Source organism: Polaribacter sejongensis (genome assembly GCF_038024065.1).
In the GTDB taxonomy this organism is placed as follows: Bacteria; Bacteroidota; Bacteroidia; order Flavobacteriales; family Flavobacteriaceae; genus Polaribacter; species Polaribacter sejongensis.
This window is the reverse complement of sequence record NZ_CP150667.1, coordinates 1,019,350-1,044,539: the sequence shown is the minus strand read 5'-3', so window position 1 is coordinate 1,044,539 and position 25,190 is coordinate 1,019,350. Positions and strand designations below refer to the sequence as shown.

Sequence of the window (25,190 nt, the reverse complement as noted above, 5' to 3'; positions counted from 1 at the left end):
AAGTGTTTATGATAATCTATTATCAACTTAAAAATATTTATACAGCGTGTTTATGTGCCTTGTAAGAAGAACGCACTAAAGCACCGCTTTCTACATACATAAAGCCCATTTCTAAACCTAATGTTTCGTATTTTTTAAACTGATCTGGAGTGATAAATTCTTTAACCGGTAAATGCTTTTTTGTAGGTTGTAAATACTGACCAATCGTAATAATATCACAATTTACTGCACGTAAATCTTTCATGGTTTGTATAACTTCTTCTTCCTTTTCTCCTAAACCTAGCATTAAACCAGTTTTAGTTCGCATTCCGTTTTCTTTTAAGTATTTTAAAACACCTAAACTTCTATCGTATTTTGCTTGTATTCTAACTTCACGAGTCAACCTTCTAACGGTTTCCATATTATGAGAAACTACTTCTGGGTGTACTTCTATAACTCTGTCTAACTGTTTTGTGTTTCCTTGAAAATCTGGAATTAAAGTTTCTAAAGTTGTATTTGGGTTTGCTCTACGGATTGCATCCACAGTTTCTGCCCAAATAATAGAACCACCATCTTTTAAATCATCTCTATCTACAGAAGTAATTACGGCGTGTTTAATGCTCATTAATTTTATAGAACGTGCCACTTTTTCTGGTTCATCCCATTCTACAGTATCTGGTCTTCCGGTTTTTACACCACAAAAACCACAAGAACGTGTACAGGTATTTCCTAAAATCATAAATGTAGCAGTTCCTTCTCCCCAACATTCTCCCATGTTTGGGCAGCTTCCACTAGTACAAATAGTATTCAGTTTATATTTATCTACCAAAGTTCTTAGCTCCGTGTATTTTTTACCAACAGGTAATTTTACACGTAACCATTTTGGTTTTTTAACTTTCTCAGGAAGTATTACAGATTCTATTGCCATTTTCTATTGAATTTGAAAAACAAAGATACAAAGGAAAAAATAAAAAAGTAGGGTTCTAAATTGAAGTATTAAACTTGTTTTATAAGAAATAATGAGATGTTGAATTTTCTTCTAAAAATGCCCGGTTAAACCCGCCTTAAAATGTTCCCAATCAGAAATTATAGCTTTAAAAATAATAAAAGAAACTACAGCAATTAAAGTAGTTATTCTTAAGTTATTCTTGTCTTTTTTAGAGATGGAGTTCTTTTTCTGTTTTGTTGTCATTACAAGTTTTTTTATAAAAATAAAGAATTAATTACAAAAACATTGGTATATAGTTTAAGATTTTTTAATAATCTCTGCTAACAATTTTTTAGCTCTTAACAACTTTACTTTTACGTTATTCATAGGTTCGTTAATTTGCTCGGAAATTTCTTTATATGATAATTCCTGAAAATAACGTAACTGAATTACTTCTTGATATTTAGGTTTTAATTTTTTAATGTCCCTCAACAACTTCGCTAAGTTTTGTTCTGTAATAATTTTATCTTCAGGAGTAGGGCTTTCATCGACTACTAAATACGCTTTTTCTTCTTGTTCTTTAGAGGTATTTGTAGCGATAGAAATATTTTTCTTTCGTACTAAATCGATATGAACATTCTTAGAAATGGTTATTAACCAAGTCTTAAAAACATACTGTTCATCAAAAGTATTAATTTTATCAAAAGCTTTAGAAAACGTTTGTATAGTAATGTCTTCTGCTTCGTTTTCGCTTTGTGTTCTCTTTAATTGATAATTATAAACAGCAGACCAATAGGTGTCCAATAAGAATCTAAATGCAGATTGATTTCCGCTTTTAGCCTTTGTAATATTGATTGCAAGTTTAGTATTGTCTATTTCCAATGATTTGGTTTTGACGACAAATTAGTGATAAATATTGAAAAGTGAAATATTAGTAGTCCTATTTCTAAAAATGGCAATACATAAGTGATGATTGGTTCTTTTAATTTTTTAGCAGAAAAACCGATAACAATGAATTGCACTATATAATACGTTAAAAATATTGCTAAAACAGGTTCCCAGGAATAAAGGAAAAATAACGGAATAGCCAAAAGATAAAACAATACTTTAGAAACAAAGAATAAGCCTAAAAAGAATTTATGTTTTGGTTTATAGTATTTTGCTGTAGATATATGTCTCCTTTTTTGTTGAAACCATTCTTTAAAACTTTTGGGAGCAATAGATTCTGTAAAACTTTTTTTAGAGATGGAAAATGTAGTATTTTCTTTGTTTGCAGCATCTTGAATAAATAAATCATCATCACCAGATTTTATATGAATATGATTTATAAAACCTTTTACATTAAAAAATTCAGATCTATGATATGCTAAATTACGACCAACTCCCATATACGGTGATCCCAGTTTTGCATAACTAAAATATTGAATAGCCGTTAATAAAGTCTCGAATCGTACAAATAAGTTTACTAATAATTTTTCTTTCTTGTATTTTCCATACCCTAAAACAATGGTTTTTTCTTCATTGAAATTTTGAGCCATTTCAGAAATCCAATGTTTAGATACTGGTTTACAATCAGCATCTGTAAACAAGAGATGATCATTTTTTGCACCTTTTATTCCTAGTGTTAACGCGTATTTTTTATTTCCCCAAAAAGCCTCTATGTTCTCAACATTAATTAATTTAATATTAGAATGTTCTTTTTCAAAAGATTCCATTACCTCTAATGTTTCGTCTGAAGAAGCATCGTTTATTAAAACAATATCAAAATTTGAATAATCTTGATTTAATATAGATGGTAAAAAATCTTGTAAGTTTTTAGCTTCATTTTTGGCACATACAATTACAGTTATAGGAATATCTAAGGCATTTTTTCTATCCGTTTTTTTTTTGAATAAGAAAGAAGAAAAAATTAGATAATAAATAATTTGTATTGCTGTAAATACTACAAAAGAGTAGAAGAGTACAGATAATATCATTTAAAAAAGAGAGTTAGTTATGTTCGGTGTCTTCACAAGTATCAAATTGGTCTGGAGTTTTTCCACAAAAACCACAAGACTCTCCTGATTTGTTTAACATTGGGTTTTGGCTTGCACAAGTACCTGCAAATTTACCATCTTTTTTTGCCCATATTTTTATAGCGATTCCTGCCACTGCAAGTGCTAATAAACCTAAAGTAAGAAATAATAATTTCATAATAAAAATTTGATCTACAAAGATACGAATTCTTAACCGGTCTTAAAAAACAATATAGAATATTTATATAGTGACTTTCTAAGAAATTAGGTGTCATAATTTTGAATATAATTAACAACTTTAACATAAAATTATGGATACAATTACACAATCTTTACAAAACTTTTACAATACAATTTCTGCTGGTTTAGGAAATTGGGGACTTCAATTAATTGGTGCTTTTGCAGCATTAATAATTGGTCTTTGGATTATTCGAATGATTATGAAAGGAGTTTCTAAAGGGTTTGAAAAAACAAAACTTGATGAAACTTTACAACCTTTTTTATTAACCAGTATTGGTTTTATTTTAAAATTACTATTAATTATCTCTATTGCAGGTATTGTTGGTTTACCAATGGCCTCTTTTGCAGCATTAATGGCAGGTGTAGGTTTGGCAATTGGTGCTGCTTTTAATGGTTCTTTAGGGCATATAGCTTCAGGTATTATGTTACTTGTTTTTAAGCCTTTTAAAGTAGGAGATTTAATTAAAACAAACGGAGCTTTTGGTTTTGTAAAAGAAATATCTGTGTTTGTTACCGTTATAGAAACGTTTCAGAATGAAACTGAAATTATACCAAATTCTGCCATAACTTCTAATAAGATTACCAATTTAACTAAAATAGGAAATTTACGTATCGATATGCCTTTTGCAATTAGATATGGATCGGATATTGAGAAGGCAAAACAAATTGTATTGGATGTTCTTTTAAAAGACAACCATGTTTTACAAGAAGGCGCAAGTGCTCCAAGAGTTGCTGTTAATAATTTAGGACAAAATAGTGTTGAGTTATTGGCTTTACCATATGCGAATTGCGAGAATTATTGGGAGGTTTTTTGGGATACTAGACAGAGAATTGTAGAAGCTTTAGGAAATGCAGGTTACGAAGCTCCGTTACCACAACGTGTTGTTACCATGACCAAATAATTTATAATTACATATATTTAGAAAAGACTGTTTTAAAAAGCAGTCTTTTTTTGTATGTTTACTTTTTATTTAATTACTCCTTGAGCGAAGAAAACTTTATAAACCAATTACAAGCCGGAAAACAAGCAGCTTTTAGTCAACTTTTAGATGATTATCAGCAGAAAGTTTTTGGTACCTGTATCTCCTTTATTCCTAATAGAGAGGATGCAGAAGATGTTGCTCAAGAAGTTTTTTTAGAAGTTTTTAAGTCGGTATCTAAATTTAAGGGAGATTCTAAACTATCTACCTGGATTTATAAGGTAGCCACAAATAAGTGTCTAGAATTTATCCGAAAAAAGAATACAAAAAAGAGATTTGCATTTATGCAAACAATCTTAGGTAATGAAATTCCTTTAGATAAGACAAGTTATTTTACAGAAGTAAATCACCCGGGAATTTTATTAGAGAATAAAGAAAAATCAGCAATTATTTTTAAGGCGATAAACACTTTGCCAGAAGCACAAAGAGTCGTTTTTACATTGGCAAAGATAGATGATAAAAGCTATCAAGAAATTGTAGATATTACAGGTAAAAGCTTGTCTTCTGTAGAATCTTTAATGTTTAGAGCTAAAAAAGGATTGCAGGAAAAATTAGAAAATTTTTATAAAAATGAAAGCTCTTAACTATAAGTTATAACGGTAAATTGAGGTTTATAATTAACGGATTAATCACTCTAAAATTATCGAGAAAAAAAAGCCTAAGGCTTCGCAAGTTTTTATAAATTATTGCATCTAAATAGATAGTGATTGTTTAAAGATTAAAAAAAATGAAAAGTACAAAACACATAAATCAAGAGGTAGAAGACACTTTTAAAGTATTAAATACGATCGAAAAAGTAGAAGTAAATCACTTTTTTAAGCATAAAGTATTGCAAAAATTAAATGCAGAAAAAGAAGAAAAGAAACCTATTTTTGCTTGGTTTACACCTCAGTTACAATTAGCAACTTTAAGTATTGTCTTGTTGTTAAATTTCGGAACTATCTTTTACGCTTTTAACAATTCAGGTGAAAGTGATAGCTCAACATCAGATATAGAGGTTTTTGCACAAGAATATTCTTTACAATCAGACAGTAGTTCTATTTTAAATTAAAAAAGATGAAATCAAAATTACTTCCTATTTTTCTGTTTTTATTAATTATTTTGAATGGAGTATTAATATTTATGTTGGTAAAAAAACCACATGAAAACCTAAGAAACAATCCTAGTAATAATTTCTTAACGGAGCAATTACAATTTTCAGAGGATCAAAAAGAAGCATTTCAAGTCTTAGATGAAGAACATAGAAATTTAATGATTCATTTTGAAGAAACGATCAAAGATCAAAAAGATATTTTGTTTAGTTCTTTTAATAATGAAGACTTTAATGTAGATTCATTAACTGTTAAAATAGGACTTTTAGAAGCTAAAAAAGATGCTCAAGTTTTTTCTTTTTTTAAAAAAGTAAGAAGACTATGTACGGCAGAACAAGCTAAAAAGTTTGATAAAATTATTAAGCAAGCAATAAGAGGTGGAGAAAGAAGACCTCCAAATGATGGAAGAATGCCTCCTCCAAGAAATGAAGGCATGCCACCACCACCACCAAGATAATATGTATTCGCTATTTATTAAAACCTTATTTCTTCTAGAAATAAGGTTTTTTGTTAAAGTAAAGTTAACGTGCGCAAGTTTTAAAAAAGAGTAGCATCTAAACTTTTATAAACTTAATAAATACATTTATCATGAGAAAATCAACAAATAAAATTTTAGCAGTACTAATTGTTTCTTTAGGGCTATCAGCGTCAACTTTTGCACAAGGAAATAATTCTGATGACAAACCAAAAGGTCCTCCAACCTTTAAGCAACTCTTAAAAGAATTAGATACAAATGAAGATGGTAAAATTTCTTTAAAAGAAGTTAAAGGACCATTGGCTAAAGATTTCAAAAAAATAGATACAGACGAAGATGGTTTTTTATCAGAAAAAGAAATAAAAAATGCTCCAAAACCAGAGAGAAAAGAAAGACCAAGAAACTAATACGAGAAAAATAAACAGATAATTATGAAAAATTATAAAACCCAACTACTTTCACTATGTATGTTATTCATTATTTTTTCGTGTACTAGTGATGATATTTCAGATGTCGCTACAGTTGAAGACGAAGATGAAGAAGTTGCAGTAGTAATAGACGATACAGATTTTGAAGCAATAGATTGGACCAGCGATACGCATAGTAAAGATGCAGACCCAGATTTTGATGAAGTTTTTGAAGACAATGCAATAAAAAGATTAGACTTTGTAATTTCTGAAGAACGCTGGCAAACCATGTTAACAGATATGACAAATCTTTATGGAACTTTTGGAGGAACATCAAACGGACCCGGTGGAGGAGGATTTGGTGGAACTACAGTAGATATAGATGAAGATCCTATTTTTGTGCCAGGAGAAGTTTTTTATGAAGGCAAAGAATGGTATCGTGTAGGATTGCGTTTTAAAGGAAATTCTAGTTTAAAATCTAGCTGGGAGTCAGGTATTTTAAAGCTTTCATTCAAATTAGATTTTGATGAGTTTGAAGATGATTATCCTCAAATAAAGAATCAACGTTTTTATGGATTTAAAAAATTAAGTCTTAAAAATAATTATAATGATAAATCTATGTTGAGAGAAAAGGTAGCCACAGATGTCTTTAGAAGCGCTGGTTTGGCAGCGTCTCATACGGCCTTTTATGCACTTTATGTAGATCATGGAGACGGGCCAGAATATTTCGGAGTTTATACCTTAGTTGAAGAAGTTGATGATACGGTTTTAGAGGATCAATTTTCTTCGGATGAAGGAAACTTATACAAACCAGATGGTGATGCAGCTTCTTTTGCAAATGGTACTTTTGATGAAGATGAATATGTGAAGAAAAATAATGAAGATGAAGCAGATTTTTCTGATGTACAGAGTCTATTAACCATTTTACATGACGGAACTAGAACTACTGATGCGGCAACTTGGAGAACAAATTTAGACGCCGTTTTAGATACCGATGTCTTTTTAAAATATTTAGCGGTAAATACCGTAATTCAGAATTGGGATACATACGGTAGAATGACGCATAATTATTTCTTGTACAACAATCCGGATACCAATAAATTAACTTGGATTCCTTGGGACAATAACGAAGCGTTACAAACAGGAAATCAGCAAGGAGCGTTGTCTTTAAACTTCTCTGAATTAAGTGCTTCGAGTTGGCCATTAATTGGGTATTTATATCAAGATGATGTTTATAAAGCAAAATACGATGCGTATGTAAAAGAAGCAGCGGAAGGAGCATTTAATGAAACTACAATGCAAGCATTATATACAAGTTATGCTTCTTTAATCGAAGATTATGCAACTACAGAAATTGATGGTTATAGTTTTTTAAATAGTGGTTCAGATTTTCAACCAGCTGTTAACACATTAAAAACTCATGTAACTTCAAGAAATGCAGCTGTATCAAGTTATTTAGGTGAATAAAATAGTTTTTGAATTTGATTAATTAATAGCCTCGTAAGAAATTTCGGGGCTTTTTAATGGAATTTAAATTACGAACACAAGTTTTTTAAATTAAACACATCTAAACTTTTATAAAACATTATAATAATGAATAGTAAATATTTTATACCAATTATAGCGACTTTACTTTTAATAGGATGTAAAAGTAAATCCAATTCGCATAGCCATACACATATTGGGGAAACAGAAGCACATACACATTCTAATACCAATTATTTTGATTCCTATAGTCTAGAAGATGCAGGTTACGGAACAAAAACAATGGTAACCGTTCATGCAGAAGAGAGAAAAATGGTTACAAATGCGTTGCCAAATCATAAAACAGGAGATTTTCCAAGAAAAGGAAATCCGAATACAATTTCTGCACAAAACAGAACCTATACATTTTCTACAGTACCTAAATATACAGGAAACCCTACTTGGGTTAGAGAACCTGGAGTTGCTTTAAATGGTGTAAAATTTGAACCAGGAACTGCAGAAGTTGTAGTCTGTGAAACAGGAGAGAATTATAGAGTAGAGGCTTTTCAAGATATTATAGACTTAGGTCTAGATTTTAATCATGCCCACGTACAGCCAAATGGAGCGTATCATTATCATGGCACACCTACTTCTGTTATTGAAAAATTTGATACAGGAAAAGACTTGGTGCATGTTGGTTTTGCTCACGATGGTTTTCCAATGTATTATTCTAAAAGTAACGCTTATAAACCGAGTTATAAATTATTAGATGGTACACGAGATGGAGAAGATTGTGTGTATGAAAATCCAAGAGAAACCATAGAAATTAAGGTTAATGACAATCATGATGGAGCTTTTGGTTCTGACTTTGAATATGTTGCAGGATCTGGAGATTTAGATGAATGTAACGGTATTTCAATAGAAGGAAAATACATGTATTTAGTTACAAATGAATTCCCTTATGTAAGCAGATGTTTAATGGGAGAGGTAGTGCAAGAAGAGCGCAGAGGAGCACCTAGAGATGGAAATAACGTAGGAAATGGTGGCGCACGAAAAAACTTTAGTGAATTATTAGAAATGATGGATACAGACAAAGACGGTAAATTATCTAAAACCGAAGTAAAAGGTCCATTAAAAGAACAGTTTTCTAAAAGAGACATCAATAAAGATGGCTTTATTTCTAAAGACGAATTAGAGAGTTTACCAAAACGCAATAGAAGATAATTTAAAATAATAAGCTGAAACCGCAAGTTTTTTTTAGAAACCACATCTAAAGATTATATAAACTAAAATATAACCCAATAAAAAATGAAAAACCAATTTATCAAAACCACATCACTTATAGTACTATTTTTTTCAGTATTTGTTTCTTGTACGTCTGATAGTGAATCGGATTTAAGTACAGACACTGACGTAGATGATGTTGTTATAACAGAATTACATGCAGCGTATGCAGAGTTTAATACCGCTGCAACCGATATTTATTTATCTAATGGAGGTACAACGGTAACTATAGAAACCACAGGTTTACCAAACCATGAAAGCGTATATTGGGGAGAAGATAGCGACTTATATCTGGAAGAATCTGATGTAGCTACAACTCCTTCTATAATGTCTAGTAATAATAACGCAGTTACCATTACTGTAGATGCTACTCCAAATTTAACGGGTAGTACGGTAAGTACACAATTAAATACGATTGGTGTTGCGGTAAGTGGTGCATCTATTTTTAATGATCAAGAAGGAAATGGGGCATTGGATGAAGCTGCTGCAAGTTTAGATTGGACAGGAGCACATATTGGGCCAGGAGTATATCATTATCATTTAGAACCAAAAGCATTTACAAACGATGATAAAAATCTAGTAGGTATTTTATTAGATGGTGTATTCTTATATGGAAGAAAATGTAATTCAACAGATACTTATCCAACGGATTTAGATACTTCTGGGGGACATACTTCTGTAACTCAACATTCTGATGGAATAGAAGAATATCATTATCATATAATAAACGAATTGTATTCTACAACAGGTTCTTATATTGCTTTTACAGGTCCTTATCAAGGTTACTAATATGAAATTAACAAGATTCTTTTTTTTCCTTTTTTCAATTTTTATTATTGGTTGTAATTCTTCAACCAATAATAAAAAGAAAAATACTGCTATTAAAATTAGAACTATTGATAGTACTGTTACAGTTCATAAAGACAGTTTGGTGTTAAATGGTAACGAAGGGAATTGGTATTATAAAAACAAACTTTTTAATGGGTTTGCAGTTAAATATCATTCCAATGATTCCTTAAAGGAAAAGACAGGTTTTTATAATGGTAAAAAAGAAGGCGTTTATAACGTTTGGTTTAAAAACGGAGTTTTAAAGGTAACATCGCATTACAACCAAAATGTTATGGAGGGCAGTTACAAATCTTGGTGGTTAAACAGTACTTTGGCTTATGAGGCAACCTACAAAAAAGGGAAATTAGAAGGAATAGAACGACAATGGTATGCTGATGGAGTAATGTCTAAAGAAAGAAATTTGTTAAAAGGAAATGAAAATGGTTTGCAAAGAGCTTGGTTACAAAACGGTAAGATCTATGTAAATTATGAAGCTAAAAATGGCAGAACTTTTGGGATGAAGCGTGCAAATTTATGTTATCAATTAAAAGATGAAAAAATTGAAGAAAATAAAGAATTATAGTTTTTTACTAATAGGTATATGTCTTTTGTTTAGTTGTAAAAAAACAGATCATAAAGAAATAGCAAGTAAAGTTGATGTATTACCTTATTATAATGAAGCATCTTTTACTCCTAAGTGGATCGATGCTAAAAGCGATGCTTTAAATACTTTTCATACCATTCCAGATTTTAGTTTAACAAACCAAGATGGGGAGAATATCAGTCAACAAACATTTGATAATAAAATTTATGTAACAGATTTTTTCTTTACAACGTGTCCTGGTATTTGTCCGATGATGACCGATAACATGATTCTTGTTCAGGAGGCTTTTAAAAATGATGATGAAATTTTAATGCTTTCGCATTCCGTAACGCCTTCTATAGATTCTGTAGCTCAGTTAAAAAAATATGCTTTAGATAAAAATATAGGTCAAAATTGGCATTTGGTTACTGGTGATAAAAAAGAAATTTACGATTTAGGAAGAAAGTCTTATTTTGTGGAGGAAGATTTAGGTAAACCAAAAGGAATTGATGATTTTCTACACACAGAAAATTTTATTCTTATCGATAAGAATAAACACATTAGGGGTATTTATAATGGCTTGAATAAAAATTCTGTAAAACAATTAATTGCTGATATTAAGATCTTAAAATTAGAAAGTTAAAATAAAATAAGCTTTTAACAGATAGTGGTTCTCTAAAAAGAAATAAACCTTGTCATGCTGAACTTGTTTCAGCATCTGCACTTACTGAAATTAAATATTCATAAGAATCTGAAATAAATTTAGATTGATGAAAAAATCTACTTTTAAGGGAACTTCTATTTTATTATGACGCTAGAACAATTGAAAATCTAAATGTCTTCCTGAGCTTGTCGAAGGACATTCAGTAACAAAAATAAAATCTTAGACAAAGCTTTTGCTGAGCAATTACAAAGTGCTCAGGTAAAACATGTCATTTTAATAATTTTTTTAGTAAGCCAATAAGTTTATAGCAAAAAAAAAGTCTGAAGTTATTTTATATAAACTTCAGACTTTTTTATAATGCAAATTAGGTTTTAGTAAGTCTCATTAAATTGAGTTACTAATTCTTTTACCTTTTCTGGGTTTTCAGCGGCAATATTCACCGTTTCATTTGGATCGTTTATATGGTCATAAAGTTCAATAAATAAAGGTGTTTCTTTAGGTTTTCTTCTGTCTTTCCATATTACAATTCTATAATCGTCTGTTCTCATGGCATAGCCCATAACAAACTGCTCGTAGGTTCTTCTATTCCATTTATCACCCATTTGAGCTTTAATTTTATTTTCAATTTTTAAGATTAGAGGCTTAAAAAAAGTAGTTCTAAAAGGCGGAGTAAAAGGTCTTGCTGCCCACTCTCTTAATGCTGGAGTAGGAAATAAACTAAAAGCAGGTTTTTGAGATTTCATACTAGGATTTTGTAAAATAGGCACTAAACTTTTACCTTCTAAATTACTAGGTGTTTCTAAACCAGTTAAATCACATAAAGTAGGATATAAATCTAATAACTCTACCAATGCGTCTGTTTTTTGCCCTTTTGTTTTATCTGTAATTCCGGGAGCAGTAATAATAAAAGGCACTCTGGTTGCTATTTCATAATTGGTTGCTTTTCCCCAATATCCCATTTCTCCAAGGTTGAATCCGTGATCAGACCAAAAAACAATAATGGTATTTTCATATTCTCCAGAATCCTTTAAAGCCTGAATCATTTTACCAACTTGAGCATCTATATAACTAATACATGCATAATATCCATGACGTAATTTTTGTTGTAATTCCGTATTAAATTTACCTGTTTTAGGCATGTCTGCAGAAACACGTAACTCTAAAGATTCAGACAAGCCCATTGCAGCACCGTCCTTTGGTGGATTTACTTGCGTTGCAATTGGTATTTTTGTTTCATCATATAAATCCCAATATTTTTTTGGAGCAATCCAATCTAAATGTGGTTTTTTAAAACCTAAAGCAAGAAACCAAGGCTTATCATTTTCAACCATTTCATTTAAGGTAGCAATGGCAGAAAGCGTATTGTATCCGTCCTCATAAGTTTCATCGGGTACATCTGCAGATTCTAAAGCAGGACCTTTGTCTAACCAGTTTTCACGAATCAGTTTTTCTCCGTATTTATCCTCTAAAGCCTTTTTGTTTTCTTGATACATTAATTGGCTTTCAGCAAGTGCATATCCACCAGCTGTTTTTGGCACATTTGAGTTCAATTTTACTTTCACAGGTTTTCTAGTCCAAGACATTTCATTGTCTGTATATTGCCCATGAAATACTTTACCGGCATAGACCGTTTCGTATCCATTTTCTTTAAAATGCTGAGGTAACGTAACAATACTTGGTCTGTTGGCTCTAAAATCTTGAAACAAATCAATAACATTAATTGTTTCTGGTCTAGAACCGGTTAGAATACTTGCACGAGAAGGTCCGCAAATGGCTTGTTGTACGTACGCTTTATTAAATTGAACACCAACACTTGCCAACTTATCTATATTAGGCGATAATACCACTTCAGAACCATAGGTTCCTAATTCTGCCCTTAAATCATCAACAGCAATAAATAAAACATTGGGTTGCTTTTTCTTTTGAGCAAACCCCGAAAAGGAGAGCATCAAAGAACCTAAAAAAATACTTAATAAAAGTTTTGTTTTCATCTTGAAAATATTTGAATAATTCATCGTATAAATTAGAATGCTAATTAGCGTATAAATTTTCAAAAAAAAGGTGACAAGTACTTCTTTAATATTACCTTAAAAGATGGCTGTTTTACCCAAAAATTAATTAGTTAAAAGCCGATTAAAAATAACTTCATTTCTATTTTAAAGATTCTTATTTCCGCTAATGCGGGAATTTAAAATAAATGAAGATTGTTAAAAATCCTTTTTAGGGTAGACATCATTAGTATATAGTAGCGCTGTTTTTTTAAATAATATTCACTTCAATTTCTAAAGGAATTCCGAATTTATTAAAGATGGTTTCTTTTATTTTTTCAGCAAGCTGATAAATTTCGTTCCCAGTAGCATTGCCGTAGTTTACCAAGACCAAAGCCTGTTTTTCATGCACTCCGTAATTACCAAAACGTTTCCCTTTAAAACCAGCTTGCTCTATTAACCAACCTGCAGGAACTTTCACTTCAGTATCAGATATTTTATAACTAGGTATGGTTGGGAAATCCTTTTGTAATTCTAAAAACTGAGTGGTAGCAATTACAGGGTTTTTAAAAAAACTACCGCTATTTCCTATTTCTTTAGGATCTGGAAGCTTGGATTTTCGAATGGAAATTACAGCCTCAGAAATGTCTTTTAAAGTTGGTTTTGTAATGTTCTTAGTCGTTAACTCTGTATTAATAGCGCCATAAGAAGAGTTTAAATGATGGTTGGTTTTTGTCAGCTTAAAACTCACCGAAGTAATAATGTATTTTCCTTTTACTTCATTTTTAAAAATAGAATTCCTGTATCCAAAATTACAATCTTCATTAGAAAACTGAATCAATTTACCCGTTTCAATATCTAGTGCTTCTACTTTTGTAATAGTGTCTTTTACTTCTACACCATAAGCTCCAATATTCTGAATAGGGCAAGTGCCCACATTCCCCGGAATCAAAGATAAGTTTTCTATTCCCCCATAATTTTCAGAAACACACCAGAATACAAAATCATGCCAATTTTCGCCAGCATTTACAGTAATATAAGCAGCGTTTTCATCTTCGTTATCAATAGAAATACCTTTAATATCTATGTGTACCACTAATTTTTCTATATCTTTTGTCAGCAACATATTGCTTCCTCCAGAAATTAAAAAAAGGTCTTTTTCAACTTTTAAAAGTTGTTGTAATTGATATACAGAATCAATAGAAATAAAACGTTTGGCATTAACAGAAATGCCAAACGTGTTATAATTTTTTAAGGATGTGTTTTCTAGAATATTCATTTATTTTCTGTAAAGTCTAACTTGCTATTGCTCGTTACAAACGAGTACAAGTATTGCTGGTTATTTCATTCTGGTACTCGTTACAAACGAGCGCTATCAGTGATAACAAATATAGTTTTTTATCTATAATCTTTATACCTAATTAATAGACAATAATATTTTAGTATTATGTTTTTTTCTTAGTTAGTGAAGTGAGATTACACGTTTTTACTTCAGTTTTCGTTTCCGTAAACTTACTTAAACCTGATTTATGATTTCTCTATCATTATTTTTTGTTCTCTACCAATTAAGAAATATAAAATAGCACCAAAAAAGTTAGCAAATAAAACAACTAGTACCCAAACGATTTTATTATTTCCTTTAAACTCATTCTTTAAAATATCTACAAGGGCAATTATTGTTGGTAAAATTCCAAGAAATAAGACGATAAATATTATAATTAGTTGCCAAGCTCCAATAAATAAAAAAGAGTTCATAATTTTTGTTTTAAATTTTAATCAGTATTAAAGCTGACGTTGTTGTGTTATGGTTTGTTGCGTGTATCAAGCAACTAATTTAGTAAATAATAACTAAATAAAAAGCCCTCACAAACTTTCGTAAATAGGTGAGGACTTAGCAATAAATTATATATGGTGTTGGCGGTAGTTTTTATTTATGCATCTACAAAAATTACTTGACCCGTAATAAATCCATCAACCGAACGTTCAAAAGCTTTACCAACTAATCTACCAGGAACTGGCTCAAAACCTGGCATCATTTCACCATAAACATCCCAAGCCTCTTCTAAAACAGTTGGGTTTATTGAGTTTACTCGGATTCCTCTTGGCATTTCAAAAGCAACACATTTAACAAATGTATCAATAGCGCCACTAGTAGTAGCATCAGCAATTGCAAAAGGTATAGGCTTCGTATTTAAAATTCCTGTTATTAAAGTAAATGACCCCTTATCTGCAATATATTCTTGACCAATACGTACAATGTTTATTTGTCCCATCATTTTACTTAAAATAGTACTCATCCATTGTTCTTCGGTCATTTCAGTAAAATTTGCATATTCACAAACACCAACAGTGTTTACAACAGCATCAAAATGACCAACATCTTCGTATAATTTCCTTAATGATGCTTCGCTTGTAATATCTACTTGAAAGTCATAGCTATCAGCAGAACGTCCAGCAGTTATAATTTTGTGTTTTCCTAGACCCGTAAGAGCAGCTTGTCCCATTTTTCCGTTTGCTCCAATTAAAATTATTGTTTTCATATAATATTTGTTTTTAAATTATATGCAAATTTATGAAGCACTAAAGATTTAAGAAGAGGACATTTGTCTAATACGTAATATTAGCTCTTATTCGACTTAGGTGACGTTGTGTAACGCCTAGGTAAGAAGCTATATAATGTAGTGGAATCTCTTTGATATATTCCGGTTGCGTTGTAATTAAATCTAAATAGCGTTGTTGAGCCTTATCTTTTTGATGATTAAATATCCATTTCTCTAATTCAACATATTCCTTTTCGGCAATAATTTTCAAAAAACGCAACCAATTACTATTTGATTTCGCTAAATCTTCTAAAGTTGCTTTTGGTATTGAAATTATTTCAGCATCTGTCAGAGCTTGAATATTTTCTTCAGATTTTTTTTGTGAAATAAATGAAGAATAAGCCATTAATAATTTATTTGGAAAAGTGAAACAATATGTGATTTCATCGTCATTATTTGAATAATAATAGGAACGAAAAATTCCACTTTTGACAAAAGCTATAGAGTCGCAAATTTCATTATTATTAATATATAAATCGCCTTTTTTTAATAAAATAGTTTGAGATAAATTCAAAAAATCATTAATCTCTATGTCGGTAAATAAATTAAATGATTTTAAATATTCGTTCATTTCTTTCTTTGATGTTTTGTATGCTCAAATTACCGCCAACGTTGTTGTATCAGCTTTGTTGCGTTGTTTAACGCAGTGAATTTAGTAAATAAAGTACGAACGACGAAATTCCGGAGGAATTTCCCAAGTGAGCCAAAACCAGCAATAAAGTTTATACGGTGTTAGCTGTAGTATTTTTTTAAATTATTAATTTTAAATTCAAATATTATGACTAAAGATGAAATAAAAAATTATCAAGAATTTTTCAAAACCCCTTCAATTAAGGAGTTTTACAAATTTACAAAAGACACCCAAAATCATATAATTTCAACAAAACTTGTAGGACTTTCTTCGGATTTAGAGTTTTGGATGCAAATGGCTTTTGACAATGATTTTTCAAAATTAGAAGTTTTATCTGATAACTATAATTTTAAAGTTGATTTTTCTTTTCCTAAAAATTATCACAAGTCTGAAGATGAGGGAAAATGTATTTCAGAATGACATTTTCTGCAAACACTAATTAAGTCTTCAAGTTTTTCATTAAATACATTTTCATATGTTAAATGATGTACATCATCTGCTTTTTTTACATTACAAATCTTACATAAAGAGTCATCTCTTTTCAGAACTTTGTCTCGTATTGTTTTCCATTCTTTAGTTTCAAGGTATCTGTGATATTTCGCGTATTTTGTATTGTAACGATAGTGTTCTTGTTTTAACTTAAATAATGATTTGTTTTCAGAAAATACGAAGTTTTTATATTTTTCATCTCTTTCAGTATTTAATTCTCCTTTTATTAAGTCAGAGAATTTTTTACTACTCAAAGGCTTTTTTTTATTTATACAACCACCACAATTCAAACATTGTTCACGAATAAAATATAAACTATCATTTTTTCTATCTATAACAACAATTTTAAATGGATCTCTACAGCAATCGTTCAATTTTTGATAAACCCAAAACTGGCAATTTTGACATTCGTGAATGTTGTGATAATCATAATCAGTTATCACTTTTATATTTTTACTCTTACATTTTTTACATTCCTCCATAATCTTGGATATTACTGCGAACGTTGTTGTATAAGCTTTGTTGCGTTGTTTAAGCAGTGAATTTAGTAAATAAAACACGAACGGCGAAATTCCGGAGGAATTTCCCAAGTGAGCCAAAACCAGCAATAAAGTTTATACGGTGTTGTAAGCAGTTTTTTATTCAGCTAATTTATTTTTTCCGTTTTCTGTTTTTATAAATTTTGCGTTCCTTTTTTCAATAATCTTTCCTAAATCTACAAAGTCTCCAATTTCTCTCGAAACTTCTGAAATTTTAATAGATTTTCCATCTTTTATAAAAACAAGGAGGTTTACAGAATCGATATATTCAATTCCATTTACTTTAATATTTTCTAAATCTAAATTCAGCTTTTTTTCGACATTATCAATCATAGAATATGGTCCAAGAATTAATAATTCTTTCCATTCAAAACTGTTGAGTTTAGTTAAGTCGATTGTTTCTGATTTCGACTTAAATTTGGTTTCTATTTTTTTGGTCAGAGTTTTGTCAGAATGCAATGAAGTCATTTGTTGACAAGAGAATAAAGTCAAGGATATAATCGTAATTATTATTAGTTTTTTCATTTATGTTCAGCAATTCGTTTCTCGAAAATAAGTTCATTGTGTTCAGTTTTTTTTTCTGAATAATTAACTTTAAATTTATCTCCGTTTTTTATAGTTTCCTTTTTTACAGTTAATTTTTGATTTTCAGTATATTTTTTTTCATTTACTTTAAATTCATATTTTATAAATATTCCTCTATGAAATCGTTCTTCAATTTCAATAATAGTTCCGATTGCTGTTTTTGAATTCTTCAATTCATTTTTCTCAACCAAACTGTTCCAAACGCCAAAACAAATTCCAGTAATAATTAACAGAATTAAAATTGAAAATTGCCATTTATTTTTTCCTTTTTTTTCTTTCAATTTCAAATATTTTCTTTTAGTTCGAGTGGTTTTTCAAATTGCTTACAACTAGATTATATAATTACTTTTAGTACTATTATCCCGTAAATAAGTTAGGATAATAGTACTTTATATAATAGTTATAACTAATCTTTATAAACCTTTAAAGCTTCACCTAAAATCTCTACAGATCTAATTAAATCTTCTTTGTTTAAAACATAAGCCATTCTAATTTGATTTTTTCCTTCACCTTCAGTTGAATAAAAACCACTTGCAGGGGCAACCATTACAGTTTCATTGTTTAAGTTAAAGTCCTCTAATAACCATTTTGCAAAATGATCTGAATCTTTAACAGGCAATTGCGCAACACAGTAAAAAGCACCTTTTGGGTTGGCTACTTTTACACCTTCAATTTTGTTTAATTCTGCAATTAAAGTATTTCTTCTGTCTACGTATTCTTCTTTTACATCATCAAAATATTGTTGTGGCGTATCTAAAGCAGCTTCACTAGCAATTAATGCGTAAGTTGGCGGACTTAAACGTGCTTGTGCAAATTTAATAGCTGTTTTTATAAAGTCTTCATTTTTAGAAACAATACAACCAATTCTAGCACCACACATACTGTATCGCTTAGAAACAGAATCTATAACTATAGAGTTTTGCTCTAAACCATCTAAAGCCATTACAGAGGTATGTTGTAAACCATCGTAGGTAAACTCTCTATATACTTCATCAGCAATTAAAAATAAATCGTGTTTTAAAACAATCTCTTTTAATTTCTGAATCTCTTCTTTAGAATATAAGTATCCTGTAGGATTCCCTGGGTTACAAATTAATATTGCTTTGGTATTCTTTGTGATTAACTTCTCAAAATCTTCAATTTTAGGCAATGCAAAATTGTCTTCAATTTTAGAAATAACTGGTACTACGGTAACTCCAGAAGCGGTAGAAAATCCGTTGTAGTTTGCGTAAAAAGGTTCAGGAATAATAATTTCATCTCCCGGATCTGTAATACTACCAATGGTAAAAAGCAATGCTTCAGAACCACCTGTGGTAATAACAATATTGTTTGCAGTTACGTTAACTTGATGTTTTTTATAATAACTAACTAGTTTGTTTCTATATTCTTCAGAACCTTCAGAACGTGCATAAGACAATGTTGTAATCTCATTGTTTTTTACAGCGTCTAAGGCAACTTGTGGTGTTTTTATATCTGGTTGACCTATATTTAAATGGAATACTTTAACACCTCTTTTTTTAGCGTCTTCAGCATACGGTACCAATTTTCTAATTGGTGATTCTGGCATTTTTAATCCTTTCTTAGATATTGCAGGCATAATTATGTTTTAAATATTTGTAATTGCGAATTTCCGAAATATATTTTATTTAAAAGAGTATATTAAAGAAACTTTGCAGGTGTTTTACTGTCAAACAAGTATGTGATATATTTTAGTTGAAATTTAAGAAATTCTTTAATTGTCTTGTTTTGTTGTATCTTGTATAGGTTCTAAAAACAATTAGTTTGATAAAATCATATGCACTTATCATAATCTCATTTTTATTTTCATTGATAGTATATTCTCAACCAGGATTTACTTTTAATGAAAAAAATAAGCATAGTCAACAAGTTAGTTTTAGATTGATTAACAATTTAATTGTGATTCCTTTAGAAATTAACGGTAAAGAATTGTCCTTTATTCTTGATACGGGAGTTAATAAAACTATTTTATTTAATTTATCAGAAAAAGATAGTATAGAGTTGTTAAATACTACCCGAGTAAGGTTGCGCGGTTTAGGTAGCGGTGATGCGGTAGATGCAATTATTTCTAAAGAGAATATTTTTAAAGTAAAGAATCTAATAAGTAAGAATGAAACGGTTTATGTTATTTTAAAAGATTATTTCGATTTATCGAGTAAAATGGGCACAACCATACACGGAATTATTGGTTATAATTTATTGAAAAATGTAATTGTAAAGATTAACTATAAAACCAAAAAAATAAATTTTTACAATCCTAAAAACTTCACCTATAAAAAATGCAGAAAGTGCGAAACCTTCCCGTTTCAGTTTTATAGAAAAAAACCATTTATAGATGCTTCGGTAAGTTTAGATACTCTTGGTAGTTCGTTTATTAATGTGAAATTGTTAGTAGATTTAGGCGGGAGTGATGCTATGTGGCTTTTCGAAAATTCTAAAAAATCGATTAGAAGACCAAAACGTTTTTTTAATGATCTTTTAGGCGAAGGATTAAGCGGACCTATTTATGGAAATAGAAGTAGAATTTCTAAATTTAAAATGGGACATTTTGTTATTGAAAGTCCTACGGTTTCTTTTTTAGATTCCCTTTCGACGCACAATGCAAGAAAATTTAAAGAAAGAAATGGGAGTGTTGGTGGCGGTATTTTAAGTCGATTTAAAGTTTGGATTGATTATCCTCATAAAAAAATCACCTTAAAAAAGAATGGTTCTCTTAGTGCAGGGTTTAATTATAATATGAGTGGTTTAGATGTGGTGTATAATGGAAAGCAATTGGTAAAAGAAGAGATTGTGGATAAGTACAAAAATGCCTATAACAACCAAATGCCTAATAAAAACTCGATTAGTTTTGTTACTAGGTATTCCTTTAACTTTAAACCATCGTTTATTATTCGTCGTGTTGTTAAAAACTCAGCAGCAGAAAAAGCAGGTTTGTTAAAAGATGATGTTATCCTAAAAATTAATGGAAAACATGCTCATGAATTAAAGATAGAAGACATTATCTATAAATTTCAAGAAAGGGATAAAAAGAAAATTCGAATTACAGTTGAACGCAATGGCGTACAAATGAAATTCGAATTTCGTTTGATAAAAAAAATATAGATTAAATATCTGTTAAGATACTTTTCTCTTTTTCTAAAGAAAGCTCTTTAGTTACTACTCCTTTAATTCTAATTATTTTATTTCCTTCTTTTGCATTCGAAAAAACAGTAATAGATTTAGAAAAACCACCAATTCTGTTGGTATCATAAGATACTTTAATTTCTCCTTTTTCTCCTGGCATTATTGGTGCTTCGGGTTTTTTAGGAATTGTACAACCACAAGAAGATTGAATTCTACTAATAACTATTGGTTCATCACCAACATTAGAAAATACAAAGACTCTTTCTTTATCAGATCCTTTTTCAATTTTTCCGTAGTTAATAGTTTCTTCTTCAAATTTAAACTCTTGTGCGTTTATTGAAAAAGAAATAAAGAATACGATTAATAATGTTCCGAAAGTTTTCATAACTATATGTTTTATACTGTAAATCTAATACTAATAATTTGTTTTAAAAAATCAACTACTAATTTTCTCGACAAATTAGAGTTTCGTATTTTTGCAAACTATATATCAAAAACGATACCAAAGTATGACAATTCCATCTAAATATGATGCAAGCCAAGTAGAAGGTAAATGGTACGACTACTGGATGAAAAATAACTATTTTCATTCTACGCCAGACGAAAGAGAGCCTTATACAATTGTAATTCCGCCACCAAACGTAACAGGCGTTTTACATATGGGGCACATGTTAAATAATACAATTCAAGATGTATTAATAAGACGTGCGCGTTTATTAGGTAAAAATGCATGTTGGGTTCCTGGTACAGATCACGCTTCTATTGCTACAGAAGCAAAAGTGGTTGCCAAGTTAAAAGAACAAGGAATTAAAAAAAGCGATTTAACACGTGAAGAATTTTTACAACACGCTTTTGATTGGAAAGATGAATACGGAGGAATCATTTTAGAACAATTAAAAAAGTTAGGTGCTTCTTGCGATTGGGAAAGAACTGCATTTACAATGGATCCAGAAATGTCTGAATCTGTAATTAAAGTTTTTGTTGATTTATATAACAAAGGTTTAATTTATAGAGGATACAGAATGGTAAACTGGGATCCGGAAGCTAAAACAACACTTTCTGATGAAGAAGTAATTCATGAAGAAAGACAAGGAAACTTATATTATTTAGAATATAAAATTGAAGGATCAGACGATACGTTAACCATTGCTACTACAAGGCCAGAAACTATTTTTGGTGATACTGCAATTTGTATCAACCCAAATGATGAACGTTTTACACATTTAAAAGGAAAGAAAGCAATTGTTCCTTTATGTGGTCGAATAATTCCTATTATAGAGGATGAGTATGTAGATTTAGAATTTGGTACAGGTTGTTTAAAAGTGACGCCTGCACACGATGAAAATGATAAGAATTTAGGTGATAAGCACAAATTAGAAGTTATTGATATTTTTAATGATGATGCTTCTTTAAATTCTTTCGGATTACATTATCAAGGTAAAGACCGTTTTGTAGTTCGTAAAGAAATTGCTCAAGAATTAGAAGAAAAAGGAATTTTAGTGAAGACTGAAGTTCATACCAATAAAGTAGGAACATCAGAAAGAACAAAAGCAGTTATAGAACCTAGATTATCTGATCAATGGTTTTTAAAGATGAAAGATCTTGCACAACCTGCAATTGATGCAGTTTTGGGTGAAGATGCAGAAATCAATTTATATCCAAAGAAATTTGAAAACACGTACCGTCATTGGATGGAAAATGTGCGTGATTGGAATATCTCTCGTCAACTTTGGTGGGGACAACAAATTCCTGCGTTTTTCTACGGAGACGGAAAAGAAGATTTTGTAGTAGCTGAGACAAGAGAAAGAGCGTACGAATTAGCAATTTCTAAAAAGGTTGTTGATGCGTCTTTTAAAATAGAAGACCTTCGACAAGATGAAGATGCCTTAGATACTTGGTTTTCTTCTTGGTTGTGGCCAATGTCTGTTTTTGATGGAATTAGAAATCCAGAAAACGAAGAAATTAAATACTATTACCCAACAAACGATTTAGTTACTGGACCAGATATTTTATTTTTCTGGGTAGCAAGAATGATTGTTGCAGGTTATGAATATAAAGACGAAAAACCTTTCAATAACGTTTATTTAACTGGTTTAGTTAGAGATAAACAAAGACGTAAAATGTCTAAATCTTTAGGGAACTCGCCAGATGCTTTAAAATTAATTTCTGATTATGGAGCAGATGGAGTAAGAGTAGGGCTTTTATTAAGTTCTGCAGCCGGAAACGATTTAATGTTTGATGAAGATCTTTGTCAACAAGGAAAAGGATTTGCAAATAAAATTTGGAATGCTTTCCGTTTGATAAAAGGTTGGGAAGTTGATGCTAGTTTACCACAACCAGAAACTTCTAAAATTGGTTTAGAATGGTACGAAGCTAAGTTTCAAAAAACGTTGGCAGAAATAGAAGACCATTTTTCTAAATACCGTTTGTCTGATGCTTTAATGGCAATCTACAAGTTAATTAACGATGATTTTTCTTCATGGTTATTAGAAATTGTAAAACCTGCTTATCAGCAACCAATAGATAAAGTAACGTTTGATGCTATTATTGAAGTTTTAGAAAATAACTTAAAAGTATTGCATCCATTTATGCCATTTTTATCAGAAGATATTTGGCAATATATTGCAGATAGAACACCAGAAGAAGCTTTGATTATAGCAAAATATCCTGTAATTAAAGATTTCGCTGCAAAAATTATAGAAGATTTTGAATTTGCTACAGGAGTTGTATCAGGAATTAGAACCATCAGAAAAGATAAGAACATTTCTTTTAAAGATGCAGTAGAATTATTTGTTATTGATAATGATAAAAGCACAAAACAATTTGATGCTGTTATTCAGAAATTAACAAATACAGAAACTATAAACTATGTTTCAGAGAAAGTAGAAGGAGCTTCTTTTAGAGTAAAATCTAACGAATACTTTGTACCTATTTCTATTGAAAACATAGATGTTGAAGCAGAGATTAAGAAATTAGAAGGAGAGCTTAAAAGAGCAGAAGGTTTCTTATTTGGTATTACAAAGAAGTTGTCTAATGAGCGTTTTGTGTCTAATGCACCAGAAAAAGTGTTGGCTTTGGAACGTAAAAAAGAAGCAGATACAGTAGCAAAAATTGAAACTATTAAAAGTAGTTTGAGTTCGCTACAATAAAATTTTATTTTTTTTAATATTATAAGCCCATGAAAATTAAGTTTTTATGGGCTTTTTTTATTTTTTATAAAAAAAATGAATTTTTAAGGTAGGGTATTTATAAACTGAGTTGTTTAACTAATAGAAGTAACATTAAATAACTAAATAACCGCCATAGGTTATATCATTTAAACTAATTAATTATGAAAAAATTTATTATACCTGTTGTAGCAATATCATTAATGGCAACATCTTGTGTTTCTAAAAAAAAGTATGTAACGTTAGAAAATCAGTATATTAATACAAAAGGGACGCTTCAAAAAACTACCTTAGAAAAAGAAGCACTAGAGGGGAAATTTGCTAAAATTGAAAGTAGAGTTGCGGACTATAATGAGAAAATTAATTCATTAAAAAGTGATAATTCAAGCTTACAAGATGCCAATGACGTAAAATTAGATATGGTTGGTAAAACAGCTGTAATTTCTAATAATACAAGAGAAAGAATGAGGGAAACTTTATCTAAAGTAGATCCGGAAGAGTTAGCAAAAGCTAAAACTTTAAAAGATTCTTTAAATCTTGCCATTTCTTATAATTTAAAAAATAAGTTTGATAATTCTGATTTAACAGATTCTGATGATTTAAATATAGACATTGATCAAACGGTAGTAATGATTTCTGTTTCTGATAAATTATTATTTAACAACGCAAGTTATAGAGTTAAAAATGGTGCTTATGGTTTAATTGAAAAATTAGCGGCAGTTATAAAATCTGAACCAAGTATGGATGTTATGATTGAAGGTCATACAGATTCTAGAACCATTAACAATGCTGTTGTACAAGATAACTGGGATTTAAGTGTAAAGAGAGCGACTTCTATAGTACGTCTTTTAGAAAGTAAATATAATATTGATGGAAGTAGATTAATTGCTGCAGGTAGAGGTTCTACAATGCCGTTAGTAGAAAATACGACTAATGATAATAGAGCAAAAAATAGAAGAACAAGAATTGTAATTCTACCTAATTTAGATAAATTCTTTGCTTTACTTTCAGATGATCAATTAAAAGAATAATAAAAATTATATGAAAAAGGAAGAGTTTAGGAAAAGGAAGAGTATAGTATGAAAAGTGAAAAGCTCCTTGTTAAAGGAGCT

The 25,190-nt window shown here is 30.1% G+C and carries 29 protein-coding genes; 14 read left to right on the top strand and 15 right to left on the bottom strand.

Annotation, left to right across the window (positions count from 1 at the left end; all coding sequences use genetic code 11):
* Positions 1-37: 37 nt before the first annotated feature.
* The 5 genes from lipA to WHD08_RS04150 form a co-directional block, all read right to left on the bottom strand.
* Positions 38-907 (bottom strand): lipoyl synthase, encoded by an 870-nt coding sequence (lipA, locus tag WHD08_RS04170; protein WP_165733372.1) that lies wholly within the window; start codon positions 905-907, stop codon positions 38-40.
* Between the two features lie 111 nt (positions 908-1,018).
* Entirely contained in the window at positions 1,019-1,171 is a 153-nt protein-coding gene (locus tag WHD08_RS04165; RefSeq protein WP_165733371.1) for a hypothetical protein, read from the bottom strand.
* 54 nt (positions 1,172-1,225) lie between these two features.
* Positions 1,226-1,789 (bottom strand): RNA polymerase sigma factor, encoded by a 564-nt coding sequence (locus WHD08_RS04160; protein WP_208889112.1) that lies wholly within the window; start codon positions 1,787-1,789, stop codon positions 1,226-1,228.
* Positions 1,780-2,883, bottom strand: coding sequence for a glycosyltransferase (locus WHD08_RS04155; RefSeq protein WP_208889113.1), 1,104 nt, complete (start codon positions 2,881-2,883; stop codon positions 1,780-1,782). Before WHD08_RS04155 ends, WHD08_RS04160 begins: the two co-directional genes overlap by 10 nt.
* Positions 2,884-2,896: 13 nt before the next feature.
* Positions 2,897-3,100: a membrane or secreted protein gene (locus tag WHD08_RS04150; protein ID WP_165733369.1), complete on the bottom strand. Its 204-nt coding sequence runs from the start codon at positions 3,098-3,100 to the stop codon at positions 2,897-2,899.
* A gap of 133 nt (positions 3,101-3,233) precedes the next feature.
* Between WHD08_RS04150 and WHD08_RS04145 the strand changes: the two genes are divergently transcribed.
* The 10 genes from WHD08_RS04145 to WHD08_RS04100 all read left to right on the top strand — a co-directional run bounded on the left by WHD08_RS04145 (position 3,234) and on the right by WHD08_RS04100 (position 10,917).
* A complete protein-coding gene (locus WHD08_RS04145; protein WP_165733368.1) occupies positions 3,234-4,064 on the top strand; it encodes a mechanosensitive ion channel family protein in 831 nt (276 codons plus the stop codon).
* A gap of 80 nt (positions 4,065-4,144) precedes the next feature.
* Complete coding sequence (locus tag WHD08_RS04140; RefSeq protein WP_165733367.1) at positions 4,145-4,726, top strand: RNA polymerase sigma factor; 582 nt, start codon at positions 4,145-4,147, stop codon at positions 4,724-4,726.
* 143 nt (positions 4,727-4,869) lie between these two features.
* Positions 4,870-5,193 carry a hypothetical protein gene (locus WHD08_RS04135; RefSeq protein WP_165733366.1) on the top strand — a complete coding sequence of 108 codons (324 nt, stop codon included), beginning with the start codon at positions 4,870-4,872 and terminating at the stop codon, positions 5,191-5,193.
* Positions 5,194-5,198: 5 nt separating this feature from the next.
* Positions 5,199-5,690 (top strand): hypothetical protein, encoded by a 492-nt coding sequence (locus tag WHD08_RS04130; protein WP_208889114.1) that lies wholly within the window; start codon positions 5,199-5,201, stop codon positions 5,688-5,690.
* A gap of 131 nt (positions 5,691-5,821) precedes the next feature.
* Entirely contained in the window at positions 5,822-6,115 is a 294-nt protein-coding gene (locus WHD08_RS04125) for an EF-hand domain-containing protein (protein WP_165733364.1), read from the top strand.
* Between the two features lie 24 nt (positions 6,116-6,139).
* Positions 6,140-7,582 (top strand): CotH kinase family protein, encoded by a 1,443-nt coding sequence (locus WHD08_RS04120; RefSeq protein WP_208889115.1) that lies wholly within the window; start codon positions 6,140-6,142, stop codon positions 7,580-7,582.
* Between the two features lie 126 nt (positions 7,583-7,708).
* A complete protein-coding gene (locus WHD08_RS04115) occupies positions 7,709-8,803 on the top strand; it encodes a YHYH protein (RefSeq protein WP_208889116.1) in 1,095 nt (364 codons plus the stop codon).
* Between the two features lie 84 nt (positions 8,804-8,887).
* Positions 8,888-9,652, top strand: coding sequence for a YHYH protein (locus WHD08_RS04110; RefSeq protein ID WP_208889117.1), 765 nt, complete (start codon positions 8,888-8,890; stop codon positions 9,650-9,652).
* A 37-nt stretch (positions 9,653-9,689) separates the two neighbouring features.
* Positions 9,690-10,274: a toxin-antitoxin system YwqK family antitoxin gene (locus tag WHD08_RS04105; protein WP_422894399.1), complete on the top strand. Its 585-nt coding sequence runs from the start codon at positions 9,690-9,692 to the stop codon at positions 10,272-10,274.
* Positions 10,243-10,917 carry an SCO family protein gene (locus tag WHD08_RS04100; RefSeq protein WP_208889119.1) on the top strand — a complete coding sequence of 225 codons (675 nt, stop codon included), beginning with the start codon at positions 10,243-10,245 and terminating at the stop codon, positions 10,915-10,917. Before WHD08_RS04105 ends, WHD08_RS04100 begins: the two co-directional genes overlap by 32 nt.
* Positions 10,918-11,309: 392 nt before the next feature.
* Here WHD08_RS04100 and WHD08_RS04095 read toward each other — a convergent pair whose 3' ends face one another.
* The 5 genes from WHD08_RS04095 to WHD08_RS04075 form a co-directional block, all read right to left on the bottom strand.
* Positions 11,310-12,929, bottom strand: coding sequence for a sulfatase (locus WHD08_RS04095; protein ID WP_208889120.1), 1,620 nt, complete (start codon positions 12,927-12,929; stop codon positions 11,310-11,312).
* Between the two features lie 268 nt (positions 12,930-13,197).
* On the bottom strand, positions 13,198-14,205 hold the full coding sequence (gene murB, locus WHD08_RS04090) for a UDP-N-acetylmuramate dehydrogenase (RefSeq protein WP_208889121.1): 1,008 nt from the start codon (positions 14,203-14,205) through the stop codon (positions 13,198-13,200).
* 248 nt (positions 14,206-14,453) lie between these two features.
* Positions 14,454-14,681, bottom strand: coding sequence for a PLD nuclease N-terminal domain-containing protein (locus tag WHD08_RS04085; protein WP_208889122.1), 228 nt, complete (start codon positions 14,679-14,681; stop codon positions 14,454-14,456).
* Positions 14,682-14,857: 176 nt separating this feature from the next.
* Positions 14,858-15,466, bottom strand: coding sequence for a short chain dehydrogenase (locus WHD08_RS04080; RefSeq protein ID WP_208889123.1), 609 nt, complete (start codon positions 15,464-15,466; stop codon positions 14,858-14,860).
* 67 nt (positions 15,467-15,533) lie between these two features.
* The gene (locus tag WHD08_RS04075; protein WP_165733354.1) at positions 15,534-16,097 is read right to left on the bottom strand and encodes a Crp/Fnr family transcriptional regulator; all 564 of its coding nucleotides are present in this window, start codon (positions 16,095-16,097) and stop codon (positions 15,534-15,536) included.
* Between the two features lie 207 nt (positions 16,098-16,304).
* Here WHD08_RS04075 and WHD08_RS04070 point away from each other — a divergent pair, with 207 nt between their 5' ends.
* Positions 16,305-16,577 (top strand): hypothetical protein, encoded by a 273-nt coding sequence (locus tag WHD08_RS04070; RefSeq protein WP_208889124.1) that lies wholly within the window; start codon positions 16,305-16,307, stop codon positions 16,575-16,577.
* Here WHD08_RS04070 and WHD08_RS04065 read toward each other — a convergent pair.
* The 4 genes from WHD08_RS04065 to WHD08_RS04050 form a co-directional block, all read right to left on the bottom strand.
* Positions 16,538-17,128, bottom strand: coding sequence for an HNH endonuclease (locus tag WHD08_RS04065; protein ID WP_208889125.1), 591 nt, complete (start codon positions 17,126-17,128; stop codon positions 16,538-16,540). The genes WHD08_RS04070 and WHD08_RS04065 overlap by 40 nt on opposite strands.
* A 156-nt stretch (positions 17,129-17,284) precedes the next feature.
* A complete protein-coding gene (locus tag WHD08_RS04060) occupies positions 17,285-17,653 on the bottom strand; it encodes a hypothetical protein (RefSeq protein ID WP_208889126.1) in 369 nt (122 codons plus the stop codon).
* Positions 17,654-17,706: 53 nt separating this feature from the next.
* Positions 17,707-18,051, bottom strand: a complete 345-nt coding sequence (locus WHD08_RS04055) for a hypothetical protein (RefSeq protein ID WP_208889127.1) — start codon at positions 18,049-18,051, stop codon at positions 17,707-17,709.
* A gap of 125 nt (positions 18,052-18,176) precedes the next feature.
* Positions 18,177-19,367, bottom strand: coding sequence for a pyridoxal phosphate-dependent aminotransferase (locus WHD08_RS04050; protein ID WP_165733351.1), 1,191 nt, complete (start codon positions 19,365-19,367; stop codon positions 18,177-18,179).
* 185 nt (positions 19,368-19,552) lie between these two features.
* On the opposite strand from WHD08_RS04050, the gene WHD08_RS04045 reads away from it, so the two are divergent.
* Complete coding sequence (locus WHD08_RS04045) at positions 19,553-20,890, top strand: aspartyl protease family protein (RefSeq protein ID WP_208889128.1); 1,338 nt, start codon at positions 19,553-19,555, stop codon at positions 20,888-20,890.
* Between the two features lies 1 nt (position 20,891).
* On the opposite strand, the gene WHD08_RS04040 is transcribed toward WHD08_RS04045, so the two are convergent.
* Positions 20,892-21,296 carry a DUF1573 domain-containing protein gene (locus tag WHD08_RS04040; protein WP_208889129.1) on the bottom strand — a complete coding sequence of 135 codons (405 nt, stop codon included), beginning with the start codon at positions 21,294-21,296 and terminating at the stop codon, positions 20,892-20,894.
* A gap of 124 nt (positions 21,297-21,420) precedes the next feature.
* Between WHD08_RS04040 and WHD08_RS04035 the strand changes: the two genes are divergently transcribed.
* Both WHD08_RS04035 and WHD08_RS04030 read left to right on the top strand, forming a co-directional pair.
* On the top strand, positions 21,421-24,060 hold the full coding sequence (locus tag WHD08_RS04035) for a valine--tRNA ligase (RefSeq protein ID WP_208889130.1): 2,640 nt from the start codon (positions 21,421-21,423) through the stop codon (positions 24,058-24,060).
* A gap of 182 nt (positions 24,061-24,242) precedes the next feature.
* Complete coding sequence (locus WHD08_RS04030; RefSeq protein ID WP_208889131.1) at positions 24,243-25,109, top strand: OmpA/MotB family protein; 867 nt, start codon at positions 24,243-24,245, stop codon at positions 25,107-25,109.
* The last annotated feature ends 81 nt before the right edge of the window (positions 25,110-25,190 follow it).